Source organism: Pseudomonas botevensis, assembly GCF_019145475.1.
In the GTDB taxonomy this organism is placed as follows: domain Bacteria; phylum Pseudomonadota; class Gammaproteobacteria; order Pseudomonadales; family Pseudomonadaceae; genus Aquipseudomonas; species Aquipseudomonas botevensis.
In genome coordinates, this window is record NZ_JAHTKI010000002.1 from 24,357 (window position 1) to 46,771 (window position 22,415).

22 protein-coding genes are annotated in these 22,415 nt (G+C 62.0%); 10 read left to right on the forward strand and 12 right to left on the reverse strand.

Going from position 1 to position 22,415, the window contains the following annotated elements:
- Positions 1-2 precede the first annotated feature (2 nt).
- Together KVQ74_RS03775 and KVQ74_RS03780 are read right to left on the reverse strand one after the other, a co-directional pair.
- Positions 3-635 carry a DUF1842 domain-containing protein gene (locus KVQ74_RS03775; protein WP_217829666.1) on the reverse strand — a complete coding sequence of 211 codons (633 nt, stop codon included), beginning with the start codon at positions 633-635 and terminating at the stop codon, positions 3-5.
- A 32-nt stretch (positions 636-667) separates the two neighbouring features.
- Positions 668-853 carry a DUF1843 domain-containing protein gene (locus tag KVQ74_RS03780; RefSeq protein ID WP_217829977.1) on the reverse strand — a complete coding sequence of 62 codons (186 nt, stop codon included), beginning with the start codon at positions 851-853 and terminating at the stop codon, positions 668-670.
- 687 nt (positions 854-1,540) lie between these two features.
- On the opposite strand from KVQ74_RS03780, the gene KVQ74_RS03785 reads away from it, so the two are divergent.
- Positions 1,541-1,921: a VOC family protein gene (locus KVQ74_RS03785; protein WP_225929852.1), complete on the forward strand. Its 381-nt coding sequence runs from the start codon at positions 1,541-1,543 to the stop codon at positions 1,919-1,921.
- A gap of 3 nt (positions 1,922-1,924) precedes the next feature.
- On the opposite strand, the gene KVQ74_RS03790 is transcribed toward KVQ74_RS03785, so the two are convergent.
- Positions 1,925-3,262: a 2-hydroxycarboxylate transporter family protein gene (locus KVQ74_RS03790; RefSeq protein ID WP_217829667.1), complete on the reverse strand. Its 1,338-nt coding sequence runs from the start codon at positions 3,260-3,262 to the stop codon at positions 1,925-1,927.
- Positions 3,263-3,393: 131 nt separating this feature from the next.
- On the opposite strand from KVQ74_RS03790, the gene KVQ74_RS03795 reads away from it, so the two are divergent.
- Positions 3,394-4,311, forward strand: coding sequence for a LysR substrate-binding domain-containing protein (locus KVQ74_RS03795; RefSeq protein ID WP_217829668.1), 918 nt, complete (start codon positions 3,394-3,396; stop codon positions 4,309-4,311).
- Positions 4,312-4,346: 35 nt separating this feature from the next.
- Here KVQ74_RS03795 and leuD read toward each other — a convergent pair whose 3' ends face one another.
- The 3 genes from leuD to KVQ74_RS03810 all read right to left on the reverse strand — a co-directional run bounded on the left by leuD (position 4,347) and on the right by KVQ74_RS03810 (position 6,947).
- A complete protein-coding gene (gene leuD, locus KVQ74_RS03800; RefSeq protein ID WP_217829669.1) occupies positions 4,347-4,955 on the reverse strand; it encodes a 3-isopropylmalate dehydratase small subunit in 609 nt (202 codons plus the stop codon).
- A 3-nt stretch (positions 4,956-4,958) separates the two neighbouring features.
- Positions 4,959-6,380 carry a 3-isopropylmalate dehydratase large subunit gene (leuC, locus tag KVQ74_RS03805; protein ID WP_217829670.1) on the reverse strand — a complete coding sequence of 474 codons (1,422 nt, stop codon included), beginning with the start codon at positions 6,378-6,380 and terminating at the stop codon, positions 4,959-4,961.
- A 174-nt stretch (positions 6,381-6,554) separates the two neighbouring features.
- On the reverse strand, positions 6,555-6,947 hold the full coding sequence (locus KVQ74_RS03810) for a RidA family protein (protein ID WP_217829671.1): 393 nt from the start codon (positions 6,945-6,947) through the stop codon (positions 6,555-6,557).
- A 133-nt stretch (positions 6,948-7,080) separates the two neighbouring features.
- Between KVQ74_RS03810 and KVQ74_RS03815 the strand changes: the two genes are divergently transcribed.
- Positions 7,081-8,022 carry a LysR family transcriptional regulator gene (locus KVQ74_RS03815; protein WP_217829672.1) on the forward strand — a complete coding sequence of 314 codons (942 nt, stop codon included), beginning with the start codon at positions 7,081-7,083 and terminating at the stop codon, positions 8,020-8,022.
- Here the strand turns inward: KVQ74_RS03815 and KVQ74_RS03820 are convergent.
- The gene (locus KVQ74_RS03820) at positions 7,985-8,845 is read right to left on the reverse strand and encodes a LysR substrate-binding domain-containing protein (protein ID WP_217829673.1); all 861 of its coding nucleotides are present in this window, start codon (positions 8,843-8,845) and stop codon (positions 7,985-7,987) included. The genes KVQ74_RS03815 and KVQ74_RS03820 overlap by 38 nt on opposite strands.
- Positions 8,846-8,982: 137 nt before the next feature.
- On the opposite strand from KVQ74_RS03820, the gene KVQ74_RS03825 reads away from it, so the two are divergent.
- The 4 genes from KVQ74_RS03825 to KVQ74_RS03840 are packed head-to-tail and all read left to right on the forward strand — an operon-like array spanning position 8,983 to position 13,220.
- Entirely contained in the window at positions 8,983-10,035 is a 1,053-nt protein-coding gene (locus KVQ74_RS03825; RefSeq protein WP_217829674.1) for an agmatine deiminase family protein, read from the forward strand.
- 3 nt (positions 10,036-10,038) lie between these two features.
- Positions 10,039-10,947 carry an N-carbamoylputrescine amidase gene (gene aguB / locus KVQ74_RS03830; RefSeq protein WP_217829675.1) on the forward strand — a complete coding sequence of 303 codons (909 nt, stop codon included), beginning with the start codon at positions 10,039-10,041 and terminating at the stop codon, positions 10,945-10,947.
- A 1-nt stretch (position 10,948) separates the two neighbouring features.
- Complete coding sequence (locus tag KVQ74_RS03835; protein ID WP_217829676.1) at positions 10,949-12,052, forward strand: extracellular solute-binding protein; 1,104 nt, start codon at positions 10,949-10,951, stop codon at positions 12,050-12,052.
- A 49-nt stretch (positions 12,053-12,101) separates the two neighbouring features.
- Entirely contained in the window at positions 12,102-13,220 is a 1,119-nt protein-coding gene (locus KVQ74_RS03840) for an agmatine deiminase family protein (RefSeq protein ID WP_217829677.1), read from the forward strand.
- Between the two features lie 50 nt (positions 13,221-13,270).
- Here KVQ74_RS03840 and KVQ74_RS03845 read toward each other — a convergent pair whose 3' ends face one another.
- From KVQ74_RS03845 to KVQ74_RS03860, 4 genes are all read right to left on the reverse strand, one after another.
- Entirely contained in the window at positions 13,271-13,933 is a 663-nt protein-coding gene (locus tag KVQ74_RS03845) for a glutathione S-transferase family protein (protein WP_217829678.1), read from the reverse strand.
- Between the two features lie 68 nt (positions 13,934-14,001).
- Positions 14,002-14,385 carry a hypothetical protein gene (locus KVQ74_RS03850; RefSeq protein WP_217829679.1) on the reverse strand — a complete coding sequence of 128 codons (384 nt, stop codon included), beginning with the start codon at positions 14,383-14,385 and terminating at the stop codon, positions 14,002-14,004.
- Positions 14,382-14,888: a PaaI family thioesterase gene (locus tag KVQ74_RS03855; protein ID WP_217829680.1), complete on the reverse strand. Its 507-nt coding sequence runs from the start codon at positions 14,886-14,888 to the stop codon at positions 14,382-14,384. Before KVQ74_RS03855 ends, KVQ74_RS03850 begins: the two co-directional genes overlap by 4 nt.
- A gap of 203 nt (positions 14,889-15,091) precedes the next feature.
- Positions 15,092-16,768: an MFS transporter gene (locus KVQ74_RS03860; protein ID WP_217829681.1), complete on the reverse strand. Its 1,677-nt coding sequence runs from the start codon at positions 16,766-16,768 to the stop codon at positions 15,092-15,094.
- A gap of 269 nt (positions 16,769-17,037) precedes the next feature.
- Between KVQ74_RS03860 and KVQ74_RS03865 the strand changes: the two genes are divergently transcribed.
- Together KVQ74_RS03865 and KVQ74_RS03870 are read left to right on the forward strand one after the other, a co-directional pair.
- On the forward strand, positions 17,038-17,418 hold the full coding sequence (locus KVQ74_RS03865; RefSeq protein WP_217829682.1) for a RidA family protein: 381 nt from the start codon (positions 17,038-17,040) through the stop codon (positions 17,416-17,418).
- Positions 17,419-17,608: 190 nt separating this feature from the next.
- Complete coding sequence (locus tag KVQ74_RS03870) at positions 17,609-19,597, forward strand: peptidase U32 family protein (protein ID WP_217829683.1); 1,989 nt, start codon at positions 17,609-17,611, stop codon at positions 19,595-19,597.
- A 73-nt stretch (positions 19,598-19,670) separates the two neighbouring features.
- Here the strand turns inward: KVQ74_RS03870 and KVQ74_RS03875 are convergent, their stop codons facing one another.
- Complete coding sequence (locus tag KVQ74_RS03875; protein ID WP_217829684.1) at positions 19,671-20,981, reverse strand: MFS transporter; 1,311 nt, start codon at positions 20,979-20,981, stop codon at positions 19,671-19,673.
- Positions 20,982-21,389: 408 nt separating this feature from the next.
- Here KVQ74_RS03875 and KVQ74_RS03880 point away from each other — a divergent pair, with 408 nt between their 5' ends.
- Positions 21,390-22,403 (forward strand): GlxA family transcriptional regulator, encoded by a 1,014-nt coding sequence (locus KVQ74_RS03880; protein ID WP_217829685.1) that lies wholly within the window; start codon positions 21,390-21,392, stop codon positions 22,401-22,403.
- Positions 22,404-22,415 lie beyond the last annotated feature (12 nt).

Below are 22,415 nucleotides of genomic sequence, written 5' to 3' on the forward strand. Positions count from 1 at the left end.
GATCAGCGTGCTTGCAGCTTGCTGATTTCGCCCTTCGCGGCTTTTACTGCCTCCTGCAGTTCGGGCTGCTGATCCAGTTGCTGTTGGGCCAGCTTCGCCAGGCTCTTCATCTGGGCCAGGTCACCGCTGCTGATTGCGCTCTGGATCGGCGCGGCGTACAGCGGCAGGATCGGCGGGTTCGGGAGAATGACCGGGCCGGGATTGAAGGGTTGAAAGACGTGCGACGGAACCTCGACCAGATGCGCGGGCACGTTGTTCACCTCATGCCAGCGCTGGCCATCGAAGTATTCATAGTTGGCCACGCCTTCGCGCCAGTCTTCGCCGACCACCAGATGGATCTTGAAATTCACGATGGAGTTGGAGCCGGGGCCGCCGTGGTTACCCTGGGCGGTGATCAGGATCTTGCTGACGGCGGGTTTCATGACCGTCATGTAGGTGTATTCGCCCCAGACGTCCGAGTCGATGTCGAGCGGCGGGTTGGTCGCCTGGGTGATGGCGGCGGTGCCGGTGACATGCTTGTCTGGCGTGGAAACCAGCAGGCTGAGTGAAAGGCTTTGCGCACCCGGCAGGCCCGTGCCGATCCGGTAACTCACAGGAAACAAGCCGACGTTTTGTTGCTGAACAGAACCAGACATGTTGATTGCCTCCATTGCAGTGGGTAATGGCCCTAGGGTTTTTCCAGACGGGAAACTTCCCTGGCCAGTTTTTCGTACGCGGTTTTCAGCTCTTTCGCTTCCGGCTTCGTCGAATCGCGCTGCTTCAACAAAGTCTTCATCTGCTGCAGGTTGCCTCCAGTGATCGCGTCCTGGATGGCCACCCCGTAAGGGGGCATGTTGTGATTTGCACCGGTCATATCGAGGGCTTCCTCGCAGGTGTTGCCGTACAGCCCCCGTCGACGCAGGGGCGCCTTTCCTGGCGGGCAGGCAACATCTCTCGTCTGGAAAACCGGCAATGGTTTTCCCGGTGAGGTCGCGACCTGAACCGTCCGGATCTGGTGGTGAATTCGAGTCTGCGCGGCTCGACGAACAGTCGTCGGGTCAGGCGCGGGCGCCGTCAGCCGAAACCGTCAGGTCTGGCCGCAGGGGGCAACGAAGGGGGCTGCCGGAGGGGCAAGCGGGGGAAGTGCGTCTGTACGTTGTTCATCTTTCTGTCCTTGATAGAAAGCAACGAAATACAGGGATCGGTCATTCACTCTTCAAGAGTGCAAACCTGCGCAAGCACAAAAAACCATCCCTGATTTATCTTCCAGTGCTGCTGATGGCGAGCGACAGACGGGCTGCTCGTCACGTGGCCAGCATTTCGCCAGCCACGCAACCCTAGACCCGAATCCGCGCGCCTGCCAGAAAAAGCGCCGAACGGTCATGGTGGTTTGCAAGAGGGAAATTGGCGGTTCAGCAAAGGGGTTGACGATAACCGCTTCAACCGCTTGATTTGCGTTCCTTATCCCGCCCGGCCCGGATTTACGGGAGAAGAACGGGGCGCTGGCGACTCGGGTCGCAAGCTTGCTACCCATTGCTGCACGGACCCGAGTGAAGTCATCATGCGCGCGATGCTCACCCCAACCGCCGAGGCCGACATGCCCCTGACCTTGCTCCTTCGCTGCAACGATCTGGCCAGCACCCGCGACCATTACCGGGATGTCCTCGGCTTTACCGTGACGGACTCATTCGAGCCGACCATCACCGCGCAGCTCGAGGACAGCCGGCTGATCTTCACCGGGCAGGATCTCTGGTCGCTGCCGGTTTCCTGCTCCGGGACGTTCTACTTTGCGGTCAGCGATGTCGAGCGTTACTACCAGTCGATCAAGGACAAAGCCGAGATTGTCTGGCCGCTTCAGGAAATGGCCTATGGCTCACGGGACTTCGGCATTCGCGACTGCAATGGCTACCACCTGGCGTTTTCCCAGATCGAGCCGCGCTGATCTTCAGGCAAAAATTCCCAGCAGCAGCGTCGCCAGAATCACCGTCGAAGCCCCGCCGATCCGCGTGGAAATCTGCGCGAACGGCATCAGTGACATGCGATTCGACGCCGACAGGATCGCCACATCGCCGGTGCCGCCCAGGCCGCTGTGGCAGCAGGTGACGATGGCCGATTCGATGGGGTACATCTTCATCAGGTTGCCGATGAAGAAACCGGCGACGGTCATCGACACCACCACGCTGATGCACACCAGCACATACCCCACCGAGAACACCTTCACCACGCTGTCGAGCGGCACATAGAGCATGCCCAGGCCGATCATCACCGGCCAGATGAACGCTGACGACACCAGTTTGTAGAACGACTGCGCGCCTTTCTCCAGCCGCTCCGGCAGCACCCGCACGTATTTGAACAGCACCGCCGCGAGAATCATCATCACCGGCCCCGGAATGCCGACGACTTTTTCCAGCAGGCCGCCAAGCACGAAGAATGCGCAGATGATCAATACGCCGGCACCCATCAGTCGCAGGTCGATGTGGGTGGCGGTTTCTTCCTTGACCTTGAATTTGTCGTTCTCGGCCTTCGCCCGAATCAGCGCGCCTTCGCCGTTGATCGCCGGGCGTTTCAGGGCCATGCGGGCGAGGTAACCGGCGCAGATGATCGCCGCGATGTTACCTACCACGGCGGCCGGCACCAGTTGTGCGACATAGATGTCCGGCGTGCCCCCGAGGATTGCCGAGTAGGCCAGGGACAGCGGCAGAATCCCTTCGCCAATCCCGCCACCGATGATTGGCACGATGATGAAAAAGAACGTGTGGTAAACGCTGTAGCCGGCGAGTTTGCCGACGATCAGCCCGCTGGCGACCGCCGCCAGAGTGCCGACGAGCAGCGGGATGAACATGCGCAGCATGCCCTGCACGAGAATGAACCGGCTCATGCCCAGAATGCTGCCGACCACCAGGCTGGCGATCACGAAATACAGGAAGTTGGCTTCCTTCATCAGCATCTTCGTGGCGTCGAGGGTCGGCGCGCCGAAGAAGCCGTAGAACACCAGGATCGACGGCAGCATCAGGCACAGGATCGCACCTCCGCCGATTTCCTTGAGCAGCGGCAGGCGCGAGCCGATCTGGCCGAAAAAAACGCCCATGGTCATGATCACCGCGAGGCCGCCGATCATGTTTTTCGGCAGAAAACCCAAGTGTGCCGAGAGAAACACGATCACGGCGATGCCGAGGAATATCGGCAGCGGGATCACGCCGATTTCGTAACTGCGCAGGCGTTGCAGCCAGCCGCCGGAGCGGCCGTCGTCAAGTTTCAGGGATTGCTCAAGGGCATCGTTCATGACGCTGTTCCTCATGTTTGTTTTTATCGAGGATTCAAGGAAAACCACGGTGAACCGGCAGCGCGTGGCGGTCCGGTGATTTGATGGTATCTTTCGCAAATCACGCGATAAACAACGGAAGTATGCGGCGTATGAACACGAATCGTGACCAATTCCCCTTGCCCGAAGACCTCAAGGTCTTCCTCACCGTGATCCGCAAAAACGGCTTCGCCAGCGCCGCCGACGAGCTGGGTTATTCCCCGGCCTACGTCAGCAAACGCATCTCGGTGCTGGAAAGCACGCTGGCGACGCGACTGTTGCACCGCACCACCCGGCGCATCGCGTTGACCGACGACGGTGAGCGAGTGCGGGTCTGGGCGGAAAAACTGCTGGGGGAGTTCGATCATTTTCTCGGCGAGATCTCCCAGGCCCGGCACCAGCCCAGCGGTTCGCTGCACATTTGCAGCAGCTTCGGTTTCGGGCGCAATCACGTAGCGCCGGCGATCTGCAAGCTGTCGCAGACCTATCCCAAACTCGACATTCGCCTGGATGTGTTCGACCGGGTGGTGGACATCGTCGGCGAGGGTTTCGATCTGGAAATCCTCGTCGGCGACGACCTGCCGGGTCAGCACCTGGGGCGCAAACTGGTGAGCAACCGCCGCGTGCTGTGCGCAACGCCCGAGTACCTGGCGCGGCGCGGTACGCCGCAATCCCTCGATGACCTGAAAGATCACGATTGCCTGGTGCTCAAGGAGCGCAACAATTCGTTCGGCGTGTGGAACCTGACTCGCGACGGGCAGGAGGAATCGGTGCGGGTCAGCGGCCCGTTGTCCTCCAACAGCGGCGAGATCGTGCTGGAGTGGGCGTTGAGCGGCGGCGGGATTCTGCTGCGTTCGATGTGGGACGTGAAACCGATGCTGGAGCAGGGCCGGCTGGTGCAGGTGCTGGAGCAATACACCCAGAGCGCCAACGTCTGGGCGGTTTATCCAACCCGGCTCAGCGAGTCGGCGAAATTGCGGGTTTGCGTGGAGTTTCTGGAAGCATATTTCCGCGACATGTCTGTCGAATAAAAAGCTCGGGCGCTATCAGCGCCCGGGCTTTTTTATCAGCCCAACCAGGGATTGTCCGCCAGATGCCGGGCTTCGAAGGCGCGGATCTGCCCGGCCCGTTGCAGCGTGGTGCCAATGGCATCGAGCCCCAGCAGCAGCGATTGCTTGCGCAGTTGATCGATCTCGAAACCGATCACTGAGCCGTCCGCCAGTTCGATGCGTTGTTCCGGCAGATTGACGCTGATCTGCGCCGTGGCGGCGATGCTGCTGGCCTCGGCAACGCGCTTGAATTCGGCCTCGTCCAGTTGAATCACCAACACGCCGTTGCGCTGGCAGTTGTCGTAGAAAATCCCGGCGAACGTGGTGCCGATCAGTGCGCGGATGCCGACTTGCTTCAAGCCCCAGACCGCATGCTCGCGACTGGAGCCGCAACCGAAGTTGGGGCCGGTGACCAGAAACGTCGCGGTATTCCACGGCGCCTGGTTGAGCACGAACTGCGGATTCGGCTCGCCGGAAGCGAGGAACCGCGAATCGAAGAACAAGCCGCGATCCAGCCCCTGGCGATCAATGCCCTTGAGAAACTGCTTGGGCATGATCACGTCGGTGTCGATGTTGGCGGCCAGCAACGGCGCGGCGCTGCCGGTGACGGTGTTGAATGTCTGCATGGTTCAAGCCTCCTGCGCGAACGTGCGCACGTCAGTCAAATGCCCGCTGATGGCGGCGGCGGCGACCATCGCCGGGCTCATCAAGTGAGTACGCGCCCCGGCGCCTTGACGGCCCTCGAAATTGCGATTGGTGCTGGAGGCGCAACGGTCGCCGGGGGCGAGTACGTCATCGTTCATCGCCAGGCACATCGAGCAACCCGATTGTCGCCATTCGAAACCGGCGTCGAGAAATATCTGCGCCAGCCCTTCATCTTCGGCCTGCTGCCGAACCAGCGTCGAACCCGGCACGATCATCGCCCGTACGTGAGTCGCCACATGCTTGCCGCGCACGACACGGGCGACGTCACGCAAGTCTTCGATCCGTGCGTTGGTGCAGGAGCCGATGAAGGCATGGCTGATCACCACGTCGCTCAGGGGCATGCCAGGTTGCAGGCCCATGTAGTCGAGGGCGCGTTGCAGGCCCTGACGCAAAATCGGGTCGGGTTGCGCGGCCGGGTCCGGCACATGCCCGCCGACCGGGGCGGCCTGGTCGGGGCTGGTGCCCCAGGTGACCATCGGCTCCAGCGCCGCGACGTCGAGGGTTACCTCGCGATCGAACACGGCGCCGTCGTCGCTGTGCAGCGTTTTCCAGTGCTCGACGGCACGCGTCCAAAGTTCGCCCTTGGGTGCGCGCGGCTTGAGTTGCAGGTAGGCGAAGACCTTGTCGTCCGGCGCCATGAACGCGCCTCTGGCACCGGCCTCCACGGCCATGTTGCAGATGGTCATGCGCGCTTCGACGCTGAGGGCTTCGATCGCCGGGCCGGCAAATTCGATCGCATAACCGGTGGCCCCGGATGCGCCGATGTTCTCGATCAGCGCCATGATGATGTCCTTCGAAGTAACGCCTGCGCCGAGCACGCCGTTGACCGTCACGCGTAGGGTTTTCAGGCGTTTGTAGACCAGGGTCTGGGTCGCCAGCAGGTGCTCGATCTCCGAGGTGCCGATGCCAAAACCAAAGGCGCCCAGCGCACCGTAAGTGGTGGTATGGCTGTCACCGGCGGCCACGACCATGCCGGGCAGAATGAAGCCTTGCTCCGGCGCCACCACATGTTCGATGCCCTGGCGTTTGTCGAGGACATCGAACAGCTCGATACCGAAATCCCGGCAATTCTTCTCGAAATACGACACTTGCTGCGCGCCGCCGGCGTCCGGCATCGTCGCCGTGCGGGCAGGGGCGGTGGGGTTCACATGATCGACCACCGCCAGCGTCGCCCCCGGCCGCCAGACTTCACGTCCAGCCTCGCGCATCCCGCTGAAGGCTTGCGGGCTGGTGTACTCGTTGGCGACCTGACGGTTCACATAAAGCAGCACATGGCCCTGATCGTCGAGGGTGCAAACGGTGTGGCTGTCGATGTGCTTCTGGTACAGCGTTCTGGGGCGGCTCATGGGCGTTGGCTCTTTTCGGTCGGTTCGGACTACCGAAAGAATATTCAACGCGGGATTTGCATCAAGATTGCTTTAGTAAAGCTGTTAATCATGAAGTGTGAATAATCAAAGGCTGTGGCGTTGTTGCCCTCTCCCTTGGGAGAGGGCCTGGGTGATGGGGCGAGGGATTGCAGCTCAAACCTCCGGCAGCTTCGCAATCACCTTGATCTCGAAATCAAACCCGTACAGCCACGTCACCCCCACAGCGGTGATGTTCGGAAACGGCGCCTCGCCCCAGAACTCCGGCACGACTTCCCAAATGGTTTCGAACTTGGCCTGCGGGTCGACCATGAACACGGTCACATCCACCACATCGTCAAAACTGCAGCCCGCCGCATCGAGAACGGCATTGAGGTTGCTGAACGCCAACCGCACCTGCTGTCGCAGATCCGGCTCAGGCGAGCCGTCTTCGTGGCTGCCGACTTGCCCCGAGACAAACAGAAAACCATTGGAGCGCACGGCTGGCGAGTAGCGATTGCGCTCGTAAAGCGCCTGGCGTTTGGGTGGGAAAACGACGTCACGGGTCATGGGGTGTCTCCTTCAAGGGGGTTGAACCTGTGTTGAAGGAAATTTAAAGCGCTTGCGCCGGGCGGATAAACCAGCAACCTTGGCGATCACTGTTTTTGAAATCCAAACAATCGGCGCGAAATCCGGGGTGCCAATGGACCGTTTTGATGCAATGCAGGCGTTCGCGCGGGTGGTGGAGGCGGGCAGCTTCACCAAGGCGGCGCAGACGCTGCACATGAGCAAGACCACCGTGACGCATCTGGTGCAGCAACTGGAAGCACGACTGCGGGTCAAGTTGCTCAACCGCACCACGCGCAAGGTCAACGTCACCGTGGACGGCGCGGCGTACTACGAACGGGTTATCAGGCTGCTGGCCGACATGGAGGACGCCGAAACCAGCCTGTCCGGCGCTTCGGTCCAGCCCAAGGGACGTCTGCGTGTGGACGTGCCCAGTCCGTTGGCAAAGCTGATTCTGGTCCCCGCGTTGCCCGGGTTCTATGCGCGCTACCCGGACATCCAGATCGAGATGGGCGTCAGTGATCGCATCGTCGACATCATCGATGAGAACGTCGATTGCGTGGTACGTGGCGGTGAATTGCGGGATCAGTCGCTGATGGCCCGGCGGGTCGCCGATCTTCAACTCGGAGTGTTTGCGGCGCCGGATTACCTGGCCCGCGCCGGCACTCCGGTAGATCCTCGGGAGCTGGAAAACTCCGATCATCGCGTGGTCGGCTTCCTCTGGGCGCGCACCGGCAAACCGTTGCCTTACTCCCTGAGCAATCACAACGAACGACTGGAAATACGCGGCCGTCATGCCCTGGCCGTGGATGACGGCAATGCCTATCTGGCAGCGGGCCTTGCCGGTCTGGGGGTCATATGGCTGCCCAAATACATGTCCGATGCCCATCAGGTGCGGGGTGAACTGGTGCCGCTGTTCGAAGACTGGCGCCTCGATCCGATGCCGCTGTACGTCGCCTATCCGCCGAACCGGCATCTGAGCCGCAAGGTGCGGGTGTTCATCGACTGGGTCGCCGAGGTCATGGCCCGGCACGCACCGCTCATTGATCGGCCAGATGCTTTAGCAGCCACTCGGTAAAGGCCCGCGCCATCGGGTCGCTTTCACTGTCGCGGTGGGTCAGTAACGCCCAGTTCGGGCCGCGGATGGTGTTCTCCGCCAACGGCTGCAACAGCCCGTCGGCGCGCGCCTGGCGGCTGAGCAACTGGCTGACCAGGGCAATGCCGAGCCCGCTGCAGGCGGCGTCCAGCAACAGCCCCGGGTCGGAAAAATTCAGCCCCTGACCTTGCTGGCCGACATCGATCCCGGACTCCACCGCCCAATGGCTCCAGTCCATCTCCCGCTCGCCGTGCAGGGTGGTGCGCCGGGCTGGCGCAACCGCCAGCAGGCTCGGATGGCACGCCGGATACAGCCGATCGGCATGCAGCACACGGAAGCTGCATTCAGCCTGCGAACTGATGTCGTCGCGCACCGCGAGGTCGATGGTCTGGGTCGCCATGTCTGGCACTTCGTCGGTGCTGAAAATCCACAAATCCACCTCTGGATGCTCGCGACGGAATTCGCCCAGGCGCGGCAGCAACCAGTGCCGGGCGAACGCCGGTGTGGTGTTGAGCACCAGTTGATTGGGTTTCTGATATTGCCCCAGGCGCCGGATGCCCACGGCCAATTGCTGGAGCATCGCCTGGGTGGTGCTGAGCAGATCGTGGCCGGCATCGGTCAGGGCGACGCTGCGTCCGCTGCGGAAAAACAGCGGCTGCTCAAGGTATGCCTCAAGGCTGCGGATCTGCTGGCTGATCGCTGACTGGGTAAGGCTCAGCTCTTCGGCGGCCTTGTGAAAACTCCCCAGTCGAGCCGCCGCTTCGAAGCCGCGCAGGGAGCTGAGAGGTGGCCAGTGTTTCAGCATGATCGATAAGTTCCTCTAATCATTTATCCGCTAAATCCATCGTTTGTTCGCCCTGAAGGGCCTGCGTAGCATAGCTGCCAACGCCGCCAAGGCTGTTTTTCATTGAACACAATGGCTTAACTCAAAGGGCTTTTACCATGCAGCAGAACAATAAAAACAACAACGGTTGGATGATGCCGGCTGAGTGGGTGACCCACGCCGCGACGTGGATGGTCTGGCCGCACAATCAGGCGCTGTGGGAGTCCGGTTGGGGCGTGACGCTGCCGCTGGTGCAGGAAGATTTCGCCCGGGTGGCCAACGCCATCGCCCGGTTCGAACCGGTGAAAATGGTGGTCGATCCTTCCGCCGTCGCCAGCGCCAAGGCCCTGTGCGGGCCGAACATCGAATTGATTGAGCTGGCGGTCAACGACAGTTGGTGCCGCGACTCCGGCCCGAGTTTCGTCTGCCATCCGCAACAAGGCCTGGCCGGGGTGAGCTGGCGCTTCAACGCCTGGGGCGGCAAATCGGCCCATGATCTGGACGAAAGCCTGGCCCGCCGCGTGCTCAATCAGTTGGGCGGCGAATGTTTCGGCACGTCCCTGAGCAACGAAGGCGGGGCGATTCACGTCGATGGCGAAGGCACGCTGATCACCACCGAATCGGTGCTGCTCAATCCCAATCGCAACCCCGGCGTGAGCAAGGCCGAAATGGAAGAAATCTTCAGCCGCCTGCTCGGCGTGAAGAAAACCATCTGGCTGCCGGGTGACCCGGATTATGTGACCGGCGACATGACCGACGGCCACGTTGATGGCGTCTGCGCCTTCGCCCGTCCGGGCGTGCTGCTGGTGGACGCGACCCATGACGGCAGCTCGGTGTACGCCGAAGTCGTGCGGGAAAACCGTCGTGCGCTGGAGCTGGCGACCGACGCTCAGGGACGCAAATTCGAGCTGATCGAACTTTATGAAGCCAGCGATGCGGTGGACACCGAGGCCGAAGTGTTCTGCGCCTCGTACACCAATTTCTACATCGCCAACGGCGCGATCATCATGCCGGCCTACGGCATCGACGCTGACAAGGTCGCCGCCGAAACGCTTGCCCGGGCCTTCCCGGGCCGCGAAGTGGTGTCGGTGCGCATCAATCATCTGGCCCATGGCGGCGGCGGGGTGCACTGCATCACCCAGCAACAGCCGGCCTGGCCGGTGGAGGGTTGAGTCATGACGCTGTTGAACATCGCCACCACCCAGATGCCCTGCACCTGGGATCTGAAAAGCAACCTCGATCTGGCTGAGGTGCTGGTACGCGAAGCCGCCGCGAAGGGCGCGCAGGTGATCCTGTTGCAGGAGCTGTTCGCCACGCCGTACTTCTGCATCGAACAGAACCATGCGCACATGGCCCTGGCCGAGGAATACCGCGACAGCAAAGTGTTGGCGCGCTTCGCCGCCCTGGCCCGTGAACTGGGTGTGGTGTTGCCGCTGAGCTGGTATGAAAAGGCCGGCAACGCCTACTTCAACTCCCTGAGCGTGGCCGATGCCGACGGACGCCTGCTCGGGGTCTATCGCAAGACCCACATCCCGAACGCCATCGGCTATCAGGAGAAGGAATATTTCAGCCCCGGCGACACCGGTTTCCGCGTCTGGGACACCGCGTTCGGCCGGCTCGGCGTGGGCATCTGCTGGGACCAGTGGTTCCCCGAGACTGCGCGCTGCCTGGCGCTGATGGGCGCCGAAGTGCTGCTGTTTCCCACCGCCATCGGTTCGGAACCGGGCTGCGCGGAGCTGGATTCCCGGGACCACTGGCAGATGACCATGCGCGGCCACGCCGCTGCCAACCTGCTGCCGGTGATCGCGTCCAACCGGGTGGGTCATGAAGTGGCGGGCAGCGACGCGGATCTGCAAATGCGCTTCTACGGCTCGTCGTTCATCAGCAACCACAAGGGCAAGTTGCTCGCCGAAGCCGACCGTGACAGCACTGGCGTGCTGGTGCACACCCTTGATCTGGCAGCCATGCGCGAAGACCGTTTGAGCTGGGGCATTTATCGCGACCGGCGCCCGGAAATGTATGGCGCCTTGTTGAGCCAGGACGGCCGCCACCTTCACGCCCGCTGGAATCCTCAAGGAGTCTGATATGCATACCCCGAACAAGTGGTTGCTGGGCGCTCTGGGCTTGGCGCTGGCCGGTTTGGTGCCCGCCGTACACGCCGAAGACAAGACCCTGCGGTTGTACAACTGGGCGGATTATTTCGCCGAAGACACGCTGACGAAGTTCACCGCCGAGACCGGAATCAAGGTGATCTATGACGTCATGGACGGCAGCGAAACCCTGGAAGCCAAGATGCTCTCCGGCGGTAGTGGTTACGACCTGATTTTCCCCGGCGACACCGTGGCCGAGCGCCTGATGCGCGCCGGCAGTCTGTTGCCGCTGGAACCAGCGAAAATCGCCGCGATGAGTGATATCGAACCGGGTCTGCAAAAACTGCGCAGCCACTACGAACATTCGAACAAGGCCACTGTGCCGTATACCTGGGGCACTATCGGCCTGACCTACAACGCCGAACAGATCAGACAGCGCATGGCCGATGCGCCGGTGAACAGCCTGGACATGCTGTTCAAGCCGGAGCTGGCGGCGAAGTTTGCCGATTGCGGGATTTCGATGATCGACTCGCCGGACGAAGCGCTGGCGGTGGTGCTCAACTACCTCGGTCGTGATCCGCGCAGCGGCAAGCCGGCGGATCTGGCGGCGGCCAGTGAAGTGCTGATGAAGCTGCGGCCGTACATCCGCAAGTTCCAGTCGCAACCGGTGACCGATCTGGTCAACGGCAACCTGTGCCTGTCGCTCGGCTACAGCGGCGACATGACCCAGGCCCAGCGCACTTCGGACAGCGCCGGCAAGAAGACCCAATTCCAGTACCGCGTGCCCCGCGAGGGCACCACGGTGTGGATGGACACCATGGCCATTCCGGTCGATGCCAAACACCCGGAGTACGCCTACGCCTTCATCAACTTCGTGATGCGCCCGGAAAACATGGCCGCCATCAGCAATTTCACCGGTTACCCGACCTCCAACGCCAAGGCCCGGGCCGGGGTGGACGAGGTCATGCGCAACAACCCGGACATCTACCTCGACGAAGCGACCTATGCTCGTCTGATACCGGGCAAGGACATTCCCCAGGCCGACATGCGCGCGCGTATGCGCACCTGGACCAAGTTCAAGACCGCCACTGCAAAGTGATTTTTATCCGGGCCGCCCGGCGGCCCATTACAACATCAGGAACGTACACATGCCGACTCGTCGCGAGTTCATCAAACAGGTTTCCGTCGCCGCCGGTGTCGGCGCCGCTGTCATGGGCCTCGGCCTGTCACCGGCCCGCGTGCTGGCGGCCGGCGCAGGGCGCTGGTTCATGCCCGACGAGGGCGACAAACATGAGCGCGCGTTCATGGCATTCGGCGCGCAGGACGCGATCTGGGAAGACTTCACCGAAGACGTCCAGGAAGCCCTCGGCCGCATCGCCCGGGCCATTGCCCGTTATGAGCCGCTGACGATCTATTGCCGCAGCGGTGAACGCAGCCTGGCTGAAGAGATTTGTGGTACATCGAACATCACCTACCAGACCGCCGCGCTGGATGACATCTGGATGCGCGACATCAGCGCCAACTTCGTCATCGACGACAACAACGGCCTCGGCGCGGTGGATTTCAACTTCAGCGGCTGGGGCGGCAAGCAGCAACATGCCAAGGACGCGAAGATCGCCAAGCGTGTCGCAGCCGATGCGCAAGCGACCTACATCCGCAGCGAGCTGGTGGGCGAGGGCGGCGGTATCGAAGTCGACGGCCACGGCACCGCGATCATGACCGAGAGCTGCTGGATCAACAGCAATCGCAACCCGGACTGGAGCAAGGCGGATGTCGAGGCCGAACTCAAGGCACGCCTGGGCCTGCGCAAGATCATCTGGCTGCCGGGGATCAAGAACAAGGACATCACCGACGCTCACGTCGACTTCTATGCGCGCTTCGTCAAACCGGGCGTGGTGATCGCCAACCTCGACACCGACGAGGAGTCCTACGATCACAAGGTCACCCTGGCGCACCTGGAAATCCTCAAGAAAGCCACCGACGCCGATGGTCGTGCGCTGCAAATCCATGTGGTGTCGCCACCGCTGAAACCGCGCAAGAGCAAGTTCAACCAGGACAATCCGGACTTCGCCGCCGGCTACATCAACTACTTCGTGATCAACGGCGCGGTCATCGCCCCGGAGTTCGGCGACAAGGCAGCGGACAAGAAGGCCTACGATTTGCTGAGCCAGCTCTACCCGGACCGCGAGGTGGTGCAAATCAACATCGACGCCATTGCGGCGGGGGGTGGCGGGATTCACTGCGTGACCAGTCATCAACCGGCGTAATACCCGTAATGACTGCTCCCACGCAGAGCGTGGGAACCTTCGATAACAGATCAGCGGAAACGCGCGGGAAGCGCCTCGGCGAACGGATAGAAGTCAAACCACGGTTTGGCTTCTTCGAGAACCTGGGCAACGGAAGGGCGCTGCACCAGTCGTTCGAAATAGGCATGCAACCGGTGGTGATCCTCGGGAATTGGCACCAGTGTGCTCGCATAGAACAACGCGGGGGCGGCAGAGCAGTCGGCCAGGCTGAAATCCGGGCTGGCGACCCATTGGCCGCTCGCCAACTGCTGTTCCAGCATGCCGTACATCGTCAGCAGGGTGGCCCGTTCGCCGCTCAGGTCAGCGTTGCCGGCATGGATGCGGTCGGCAACGATTCTCTGCAACGGCGTCTGCCCGTAGTGATCGAAAATCCGGTCCCATAACCGTACTTGCAACGCGGTGTCCCAGTCTTCGGGAATCAGCTTCGTCGAGCCGCCATGGACGTGATCCAGATACTCGATGATCACACTCGACTCCGCGATATTGCGCTGGCGGGCGCGATCCTGAATCACCGGGAACTTTACCAGCGGCCACAAGGCCCGCAACTCCTCGCGTTCGGCCTCGCTGGAGAGGTCGATCAGGCGTTTTTCGAAGGCGACCCCCTGTTCATACAGGGCGATCAGCACCTTGTGGCAATAGGACGACAGCGGGTGGTAGTAGAGGGTCAGATCCATGGGGCGGTGCTCCGGGGCAGCGGCAAAAGGCACTACACAGGTATAGCTCGCCTGTGCACCGGCAGTCTTCACTTCGCTTGATAGTAGCGGATCAATTGCCTCGATTTGATGAAGGTGACGTAGCCGAGCGCGGCCATCAGCAATAACGCCAGTGCCGGACCAGCAGCGTTGGCTCCCGTGTTGAATTGGACATAGAGCGAAAAGACGAGGATCAGTGCGACGTAACTTGCCAGGTGTTTGTTGAAAAACGCCAGAAGCAGCGCAACGCTTGCGACGATCACTGAGTGGGCGACGGTGATCAGTCCCATTTCCATCAACAGTGAAGAGGGGATGCTACCGAATTTGAGTTGGGCGACCGTCACCGGGATTTCGTACAGAAACCATTGCAACGTGCCGACCAGCAGCAGGCTGAGGGCAGTGATCGACAGTAAGTGTTTTGTTCTGGAGCTCATTGGCCTTCCTTGCGTTCATGCGCCGCTGCGGCGAGTTGTTCAGTGTCTACCCGCACAAAAACCGAGTCGCCCACCGCTGTCAGCACATCTCCGGCGTAGACCTCGCAGATCACCCGGGTCTTGCGCCCGACTTCGCCCTCGACTCTTGCGCTAAGGGTCAGCGGCACGCCCATTGGTGTCGGTTTGATGAACTTGATGCCGAGGTTGCCGGTGACGCAGTTGATGCGCGGCAGGCTCTGCGGTTCGCGCTGTTCGGCGCGGTAGTGGTAGGCCATTGCGGTCCAGTTGGAATGGCAGTCCACCAGCATGGCGATCAGCCCGCCGTAGACCAGTTCCGGCCAGCCGCAGTACATGGCTTCGGGCAGGTGCTCGGCGATGACATGCACGCCGTCCTCGTGCCAATGGCTCTTGATGTGCAGACCATGGGGATTGCTGCTGCCGCAGCCGAAACAAACCCCTTCCGGAGCAGCGGTGTCTTGCAGGGCAGTGCCGAGAGTCGTCATGCCGGGATCATCCTTAAACAGTGAGCAGAACCGGGGCGGATTCTAACCCTGAACGGCTCGGTTTGAGGATGCTCTCCTACAGTTTCGGAGGACTCCTTGTGGGAGCGGGGCTTGCCCGCGAAGGCGTCGGGTCAGTCAATATTATTGCGACTGGTCCGACGCCTTCGCGAGCAAGGCCGCTCCCACGAGGAGGGGGAGCGGTTTCAAGAATGCTGAATATCCCGATCCTTGGTTTCCGGCAGGAAGAAGATTCCCAGCACCGCTGTCATCACCGCAATCACGATCGGATACCACAAGCCGTAATAGATATCTCCGGTTGCGGCGACCATGGCAAACGCCACCGTCGGCAGGAACCCGCCAAACCAGCCGTTACCGATGTGATACGGCAGCGACATCGAGGTGTAGCGAATCCGCGCCGGGAACAGTTCCACCAGCCACGCCGCAATCGGCCCGTACACCATGGTCACGTAGATCACCAGAATGGTCAGCAGGAGCAGCACCATCGGGTAGTTGGTCTTGGCCGGGTCTGCTTTCTCCGGATATCCGGCCTCTTTGAGTGCGGCGCCGAGGCTGGCGGTGAAGGCGTCGTTGCGGGTCTTGAAGTCGGCGGCGGGCAGGGCGCTGCCCTCGAAGCTCTCGATCACTTTGTCACCGATACGCACCTGCGCCACGGTGTTCGGTTCGGACACGACGTTTTCGTAAGGAATGGCCCGCTTGGCCAGCACGGTTTTCGCCAGATCGCACGAACTGGTGAATTTGGCCTTGCCCACCGGGTCGAACTGGAACGAGCACTGGTCGGGGTTGGCGATCACTTTGACCGGGTTCTTCTCCTGGGCGACGAACACATCCGGGTTCCCGTACTGGGTCAGCGCATGGAAGATCGGGAAGTAGGTCACCGCCGCCAGAATGCACCCGGCCATGATGATGCCCTTGCGGCCAATGCGGTCGGACAGGCTACCGAACAGCACGAAAAACGGCGTGCCGATCAGCAGCGAACCGGCGATCAGCAGGTTGGCGGTCTGCGGGTCGATCTTCAGCGTCTGCAACAGGAAAAACAGCGCGTAGAACTGCCCGGTGTACCAGACCACCGCCTGGCCGGCGGTGCCGCCGAGCAGGGCCATGATCACGATTTTCAGGTTGTCCCAGCGGGCGAAGGATTCGGTCAGCGGCGCTTTCGACGCCTTGCCTTCGGCTTTCATCTTCATGAACACCGGCGATTCGTTCAGTTGCAGGCGGATGTACACCGACACCGCCAGCAGCAGGATCGACAGCAGGAACGGAATCCGCCAGCCCCAGGCCTCGAACGCTTCAGTACCCAGCGCGGTGCGGCACGCGAGGATCACCAGCAGCGACAGAAACAGCCCAAGGGTCGCGGTGGTTTGAATCCACGAAGTGAAATAGCCACGCTTGCCCTTCGGCGCGTGCTCGGCCACATAGGTCGCCGCGCCGCCGTATTCACCGCCCAACGCCAGGCCTTGCAGCAGCCGCAGGGTGATCAGAATGATCGGCGCCGCGACCCCGATGGTCGCGTAACCGGGCAGGAAACCCACAATGGCCGTCGACACACCCATGATCACGATCGTGATCAGAAACGTGTGCTTGCGCCCGATCATGTCGCCCAACCGCCCAAACACAATCGCCCCGAACGGCCGCACCGCAAAACCGGCGGCGAAGGCGAGCAGGGCGAAGATAAAGGACGTGGTCTCATTCACACCGGCAAAGAAGTGTTTGGCGATGATCGCCGCCAGAGAGCCGTAAAGGTAAAAGTCGTACCACTCGAACACCGTCCCCAGGGACGAGGCAAAAATGACCTTGCGCTCCTCCTTGCTGACACTGTGATGCGGGGCACTGCCTGTAGACATGCTGTCGAGAACCGCCATGAGTGTTTCTCCGTCGTGCTTTTTATTGTTGCAGGCCGGAGCACCTGACAGTGTTGCTGTACCCATGGCCTGGGGTCGTTGTCGCATCGCCCGTGTATCAAGCGGGCACAGACTGACGGCCTCACCCTTGGGGGGAGGTTCCCTTGAGCATAGCTGTCGAAACACGTTCCTTCTTCAAACGGCGCCCGGGGCCTGTAAACTGGCCGCCCGAAATGGCGCGCATCCTTGAATGAACGCGCCGTCGATCACTTTCAGCAAAGGATTTTCCCATGGCCAATCAAGACCTCAGCTACACCCCGGACCCGGATGCAGACTCGATTTCTTCGGACGTCGTCGGCTTCAACGGGATTCTGGTGTCGACCCAGATTCCGACCCGCGCCGATGGCAGCCTGGAGCTGGGGGATGTCACGTTGCAGAGCGAATGCACCTTGCAGGCGCTGAAAGTGGCGCTGGAGAAGGCCGGCAGCTCCATGGATCGGGTGATGCACCTGACCATTTATCTGACCGATATGGCTGATCGTGCGGCGTTCAACGAGGTTTACAAGCGTTTCTTCGCCAAGCCCTGGCCCGTGCGTGCGGCGGTCGGCGTGGCTGCGCTGGCGGTGGAAGGGATGAAGGTCGAAGTCACCGCGATGGCCGCCAAGGCCTGAGCCTTGCCTGACCCGGTGGGAGCGGGCTTGCCCGCGAAGGCGGCCGAATGGCCTGACCAGGGCAGTTGCTCCCACGGGATCGGCGGTGTTTTTGCCGCCTCGGTTGCCACCCGGCAGCACAGGCGTGCCCGGCGGGCGTTTCGCGGCTACAATGCGCGCCTCGACCGTGAAAGCCTGACTAAAAAAACATATGTCCTTGCCCAAGCATCATCTGGAATTGCTCAGCCCTGCCCGTGACGTGGCCATCGCCCGCGAGGCGATCCTGCACGGCGCCGATGCCGTGTACATCGGTGGCCCGAGCTTTGGCGCGCGCCACAACGCCTGTAACGAGGTGAGCGAAATCGCCGAGCTGGTGGAGTTCGCCCGCCGTTACCACGCGCGGATCTTCACCACCATCAACACCATCCTGCACGACAACGAACTGGAGCCGGCGCGCAAGCTGATCCATCAGTTGTACGACGCCGGTGTCGATGCGCTGATCGTCCAGGATCTGGGCGTGATGGAGCTGGACATTCCGCCGATCGAGCTGCACGCCAGTACCCAGACCGACATTCGCACCCTGGAGCGGGCCAAGTTCCTCGATCAGGCCGGTTTCTCGCAACTGGTGCTCGCTCGTGAGCTGAACCTGCAGGAAATCCGCGCCATCGCCGACGAAACCGACGCGGCCATCGAATTCTTCATTCATGGCGCGCTGTGCGTGGCGTTTTCCGGCCAGTGCAACATTTCCCACGCGCAGACCGGGCGCAGCGCCAACCGTGGCGACTGCTCCCAGGCCTGCCGTCTGCCGTACACCCTCAAGGATGAAAAGGGCGGCGTGATCGCCTACGAAAAACACCTGCTGTCGATGAAGGACAACAACCAGAGCGCCAACATCCGCGCGTTGGTCGAGGCCGGTGTGCGTTCGTTCAAGATCGAAGGTCGCTACAAGGACATGGGCTATGTGAAGAACATCACCGCCTATTACCGCCAGCGTCTGGACGCCGTGCTCGAGGACCGCCCGGACTTGGCCCGCGCCTCCAGCGGCCGTACCGCGCACTTCTTCGTGCCGGACCCGGAAAAAACCTTCCACCGGGGCAGCACCGACTACTTCGTCAGCGAGCGCAAGATCGACATCGGCGCCTTCGACTCGCCGACCTTCACCGGTCTGCCGGTGGGCATCGTCGAGAAAGTCGGCAAGCGTGACATGCAAGTGGTCACCCATGAGCCGCTGTCCAACGGTGACGGCCTCAATGTGCTGGTCAAGCGTGAAGTGGTCGGTTTCCGCGCCAACATCGCCGAGCCGAAAGGGGAGTTCGACGAAGACGGCCAGAAACGCTACCGCTACCGCGTCGAGCCGAACGAGATGCCGGACGGCATGTACAAGCTGCGCCCGAACCATCCGCTGAGTCGCAACCTCGACCACAACTGGCAGCAGGCCTTGCTCAAGACTTCCGCCGAGCGTCGTATCGGCGTGAGCTGGCTGGCGAAGCTGCGTGAAGAACGTCTGGAACTGACCGTGACCAGCGAGGAGGGCATCAGTGCCAGTGTCGCTCTGGACGGCCCGTTCGGCGCGGCCAACAAGCCGGAACAGGCGCTGGACACCTTGCAGGATCTGCTCGGCCAACTGGGCACCACCCAGTACCACGCCACTTCGATCAAGCTGGACGCGCCACAGGCGTTCTTCATCCCGAACTCGCAGCTCAAGTCGCTGCGCCGGGAAGTGATCGAAGCGCTGACCGAGGCCCGCGTCGCCGCCCACCCACGCGGTGGCCGCAAGGCCGAAACCACGCCGCCGCCGGTGTACCCGGAAGCGCACCTGTCGTTCCTCGCCAACGTCTACAACCAGAAAGCTCGCGACTTCTACCATCGTCACGGCGTGAAACTGATCGACGCCGCCTACGAGGCCCACGAAGAGGCGGGCGAAGTGCCGGTGATGATCACCAAGCACTGCCTGCGTTTCTCCTTCAACCTGTGCCCGAAACAGGCCAAGGGCGTGACCGGCGTGCGCACCAAGGTCGCGCCGATGCAGTTGATCCACGGCGATGAAGTGCTGACGCTGAAGTTCGATTGCAAACCGTGCGAGATGCACGTCATCGGCAAGATGAAGGGCCACATCCTCAATCTGCCGCAACCGGGCAGCGTGGTGGGGCATATCAGTCCGGAAGACCTGATGAAGACCATTCCGCGGGCGCCGCACTGATCGAGCGGTTGTACAACGGGCAATAAAAAACCGGTGACATGAGTCACCGGTTTTTTATTGCCTGGACGAAACCTCAGCCGGCTTCGAAACGCGAGGCCGGTGGCGGCGCGGCTTCGCCGCTCAAGGCATCGACCATCGGCGGATGTTCCTGGGCTGCCTGGCGCAAGTCTTCGGTGACCCGCAGTTCCGCACCGGTCGGCGAGAACGTCGCCGCTGCCGCGAACGGCGCCGGATTGGCCGGCACCGGGCGCTTGCCTCGGCGCCAGAGGAAGAACATCACCATCCCCAGGTTGACCAGCGCAAAGGCCCAGAACAGGCCGGTTTCGCCGTGAGCATTCATTGCCGGGGAAATCAGCAGCGGACTCATGGCCGAGCCCAGCGAGTTGATCAGCAGCATGCCCTGGATCATCGGCACCAGCGTCTCGACCGGGGCGCGGTCGGCGGCGTGGCTGACCGCCACCGGGTACAACGCGAAGATCCCGCCGCCCAGCAGGAACAACATTGCCGCGAGCATCGCCGAGGACAACGGCACCAGCACGATCACCAGCGATAGCACGGTGCAAACCGCACAGAGCACGGTCAGCACTTGCAGGCGATCCTTGCGGTCGGACCAACGCCCGACCGGGTATTGCAGCAACATCGCGCCGAGGATCGTCCAGGCCATCATGTTGCCGACTTCGCCGATGTTCAGGCCGATGCGTTGCAGGTACAGCGGCAGCAGGGTGTAGACCGCCGCGATGGTCACGCCGGAGCCGAAGCAACCGACCAGCCCGGTCGGCGACACACCCAGCAGCGCCCGAGGCTTGAGCGGCTCGACCTGTTCCAGCAGCGGCGAGACGCGCGGCAGGATCACGATCGGCAGCACCGAGAGGGTCGCGAGCATGCCCGCGACCATGAACGGCGCGCCGTCGCTCAGACCGGTGATCTTGCCGAGGAAGGCCTGGCCGAGCACGCCGGCGCCGTAGAGGACGATCATGTACAGCGCGAGCAGGCGGCCACGGATCTTCGCGTCGCCGGCCAGCAGCAGCCAGCTTTCGATCACCAGAAACACGCCCACCGTCGCCCAGCCGTTGATCAGACGCAGGACGAGCCAGCCCCAGGTGTCATAAAACAGCCCTTGCAGGAGGATGGTCGCGGCGATCAGCGAAGCGAAGCTGCTGTAGGCGCGGATATGGCCGATGCGCAGGATCAGCCGGTCGTTGAAGATCGCGCCGAGGGTCAGGCCGATGAAATAGCCGGAGGACACCAGGCCGATCATCGTCGCCGATTCGCCGGCGGCGCCCAGGCGCAGGGTGGTCAGGGAAGACAGAAAACCGTTGCCCAACGCAACAATGAACAGCCCGAGCAGGGGCGCCAGCGCCATGGCCAGCAAACGCGGTGTCATAAAAACCTCAAGTGATCGAACAGCGGAACGTGCGCCTCTGCGCAAGCGCGTGCCAAGCCGAAGTGTGTTGTGGGCAAACGTCGGCCGAACGGGCAGGACGGTTGAGCCGGGCACACTGCGGATGAGTGGTCGGCTGTTCAAACTTGGGTGTTGTCATGGCTGCGGGCAGGCACCGGTCCGGCGACTGCAAGAGGAGGCGCGATTTTAAGCCTTGTGCGGTATTTGCCAAGGTGCGGCGCCTGCGGCGTTGGGACGCACCCCCTCACTCCGGCCCTCTCCCAATCTGCACGCCCGTGCCGGTTGGGGCGAATTGCATTCATTCCCGAGTATTTTGTCCGTCCGGCGGTTAGCATGACGACCTATCCTTGCACTGAACGACCTGTTCCAACGACATCGACGGACCGCATCTTGATCGAACGACGCCAATTCAGCGGTGGCATGAAGGGTAAGAACCTTCGCTACCTCAACGAGTCAACCTCCGGGCCAGGCCGCACGACCCGCGCGGGGTTTGTGCTGCTTGAGCATTTTTCCCTGCCGGCCTTCACCCAGTCGCTGGATACCCTGGTGACTGCGAACCTGCTGCGCCCCGGCCTGTTTTCGTCGCGCACCTTCGGCCTTGCCGATGGCGAAGTCATCAGTGACCTCGGGTTGGTGATTCGCCCGGATGCGCGGCTTGACGCGAGTGCGCTGGGAGAGCTCGATCTGCTGGTGATCTGCGGCGGTTACCGCACCGAGCTGAAGGCCTCGGATGAGTTCGTCGCGTTGCTGAAAACGGCGGCGGAGGCGGGGATCTTGCTCGCGGGGTTGTGGAACGGCGCGTGGTTCCTGGGGCGGGCCGGGGTACTGGAAGGCTACCGCTGCGCGATCCACCCGGAGCATCGGCCGGCGCTGGCGGAGATTTCCAAGGCGACCCAGGTCAGCAGCGAACCCTATGTGATCGACCGCGACCGCCTGACCGCATCGAGTCCGTCCGGGGCCTTTCACATGGCGCTGGACTGGATCAAGAGCCTGCATGACAAGGCGCTGGTCGAGGGTATCGAGGACATTCTGGCGTTCGAGGAATCGCGCTATCGGCGGATCAAACCGACCGAGAACATTTGCGTCAGCGCGCCGCTGCGCGAAGTGGTCAAGCTGATGGACGCCAACCTCGAAGAGCCGCTGGAGCTGGAGCAACTGGCGGTGTATGCCGGGCGTTCCCGGCGCCAGCTCGAACGGTTGTTCAAGGAGCAACTGGGCACCACGCCGCAGCGTTACTACATGGAATTGCGCATCACCGAAGCCCGGCGATTGCTGCAACACACCGAGCTGTCGCAAGTGGACGTGCTGGTGGCTTGCGGGTTTGTCTCGCCGAGCCATTTCAGCAAATGCTACAGCGCCTATTTCGGTTATCGCCCGTCCAAGGAAAAACGGCTGGTCAAGTGACCCGCCGTTTTT

What these genes read in the sequence shown, in the direction of transcription:
- KVQ74_RS03775 (WP_217829666.1), bottom strand. Translation starts at nt 635, where the DNA reads ATGTCTGGTTCTGTTCAGCAACAAAACGTCGGCTTGTTTCCTGTGAGT.
- KVQ74_RS03780 (WP_217829977.1), bottom strand. Translation starts at nt 853, where the DNA reads ATGACCGGTGCAAATCACAACATGCCCCCTTACGGGGTGGCCATCCAG.
- KVQ74_RS03785 (WP_225929852.1), top strand. Translation starts at nt 1,541, where the DNA reads ATGCGCGCGATGCTCACCCCAACCGCCGAGGCCGACATGCCCCTGACC.
- KVQ74_RS03790 (WP_217829667.1), bottom strand. Translation starts at nt 3,262, where the DNA reads ATGAACGATGCCCTTGAGCAATCCCTGAAACTTGACGACGGCCGCTCC.
- KVQ74_RS03795 (WP_217829668.1), top strand. Translation starts at nt 3,394, where the DNA reads ATGAACACGAATCGTGACCAATTCCCCTTGCCCGAAGACCTCAAGGTC.
- leuD (WP_217829669.1), bottom strand. Translation starts at nt 4,955, where the DNA reads ATGCAGACATTCAACACCGTCACCGGCAGCGCCGCGCCGTTGCTGGCC.
- leuC (WP_217829670.1), bottom strand. Translation starts at nt 6,380, where the DNA reads ATGAGCCGCCCCAGAACGCTGTACCAGAAGCACATCGACAGCCACACC.
- KVQ74_RS03810 (WP_217829671.1), bottom strand. Translation starts at nt 6,947, where the DNA reads ATGACCCGTGACGTCGTTTTCCCACCCAAACGCCAGGCGCTTTACGAG.
- KVQ74_RS03815 (WP_217829672.1), top strand. Translation starts at nt 7,081, where the DNA reads ATGGACCGTTTTGATGCAATGCAGGCGTTCGCGCGGGTGGTGGAGGCG.
- KVQ74_RS03820 (WP_217829673.1), bottom strand. Translation starts at nt 8,845, where the DNA reads ATGCTGAAACACTGGCCACCTCTCAGCTCCCTGCGCGGCTTCGAAGCG.
- KVQ74_RS03825 (WP_217829674.1), top strand. Translation starts at nt 8,983, where the DNA reads ATGCAGCAGAACAATAAAAACAACAACGGTTGGATGATGCCGGCTGAG.
- aguB (WP_217829675.1), top strand. Translation starts at nt 10,039, where the DNA reads ATGACGCTGTTGAACATCGCCACCACCCAGATGCCCTGCACCTGGGAT.
- KVQ74_RS03835 (WP_217829676.1), top strand. Translation starts at nt 10,949, where the DNA reads ATGCATACCCCGAACAAGTGGTTGCTGGGCGCTCTGGGCTTGGCGCTG.
- KVQ74_RS03840 (WP_217829677.1), top strand. Translation starts at nt 12,102, where the DNA reads ATGCCGACTCGTCGCGAGTTCATCAAACAGGTTTCCGTCGCCGCCGGT.
- KVQ74_RS03845 (WP_217829678.1), bottom strand. Translation starts at nt 13,933, where the DNA reads ATGGATCTGACCCTCTACTACCACCCGCTGTCGTCCTATTGCCACAAG.
- KVQ74_RS03850 (WP_217829679.1), bottom strand. Translation starts at nt 14,385, where the DNA reads ATGAGCTCCAGAACAAAACACTTACTGTCGATCACTGCCCTCAGCCTG.
- KVQ74_RS03855 (WP_217829680.1), bottom strand. Translation starts at nt 14,888, where the DNA reads ATGACGACTCTCGGCACTGCCCTGCAAGACACCGCTGCTCCGGAAGGG.
- KVQ74_RS03860 (WP_217829681.1), bottom strand. Translation starts at nt 16,768, where the DNA reads ATGGCGGTTCTCGACAGCATGTCTACAGGCAGTGCCCCGCATCACAGT.
- KVQ74_RS03865 (WP_217829682.1), top strand. Translation starts at nt 17,038, where the DNA reads ATGGCCAATCAAGACCTCAGCTACACCCCGGACCCGGATGCAGACTCG.
- KVQ74_RS03870 (WP_217829683.1), top strand. Translation starts at nt 17,609, where the DNA reads ATGTCCTTGCCCAAGCATCATCTGGAATTGCTCAGCCCTGCCCGTGAC.
- KVQ74_RS03875 (WP_217829684.1), bottom strand. Translation starts at nt 20,981, where the DNA reads ATGACACCGCGTTTGCTGGCCATGGCGCTGGCGCCCCTGCTCGGGCTG.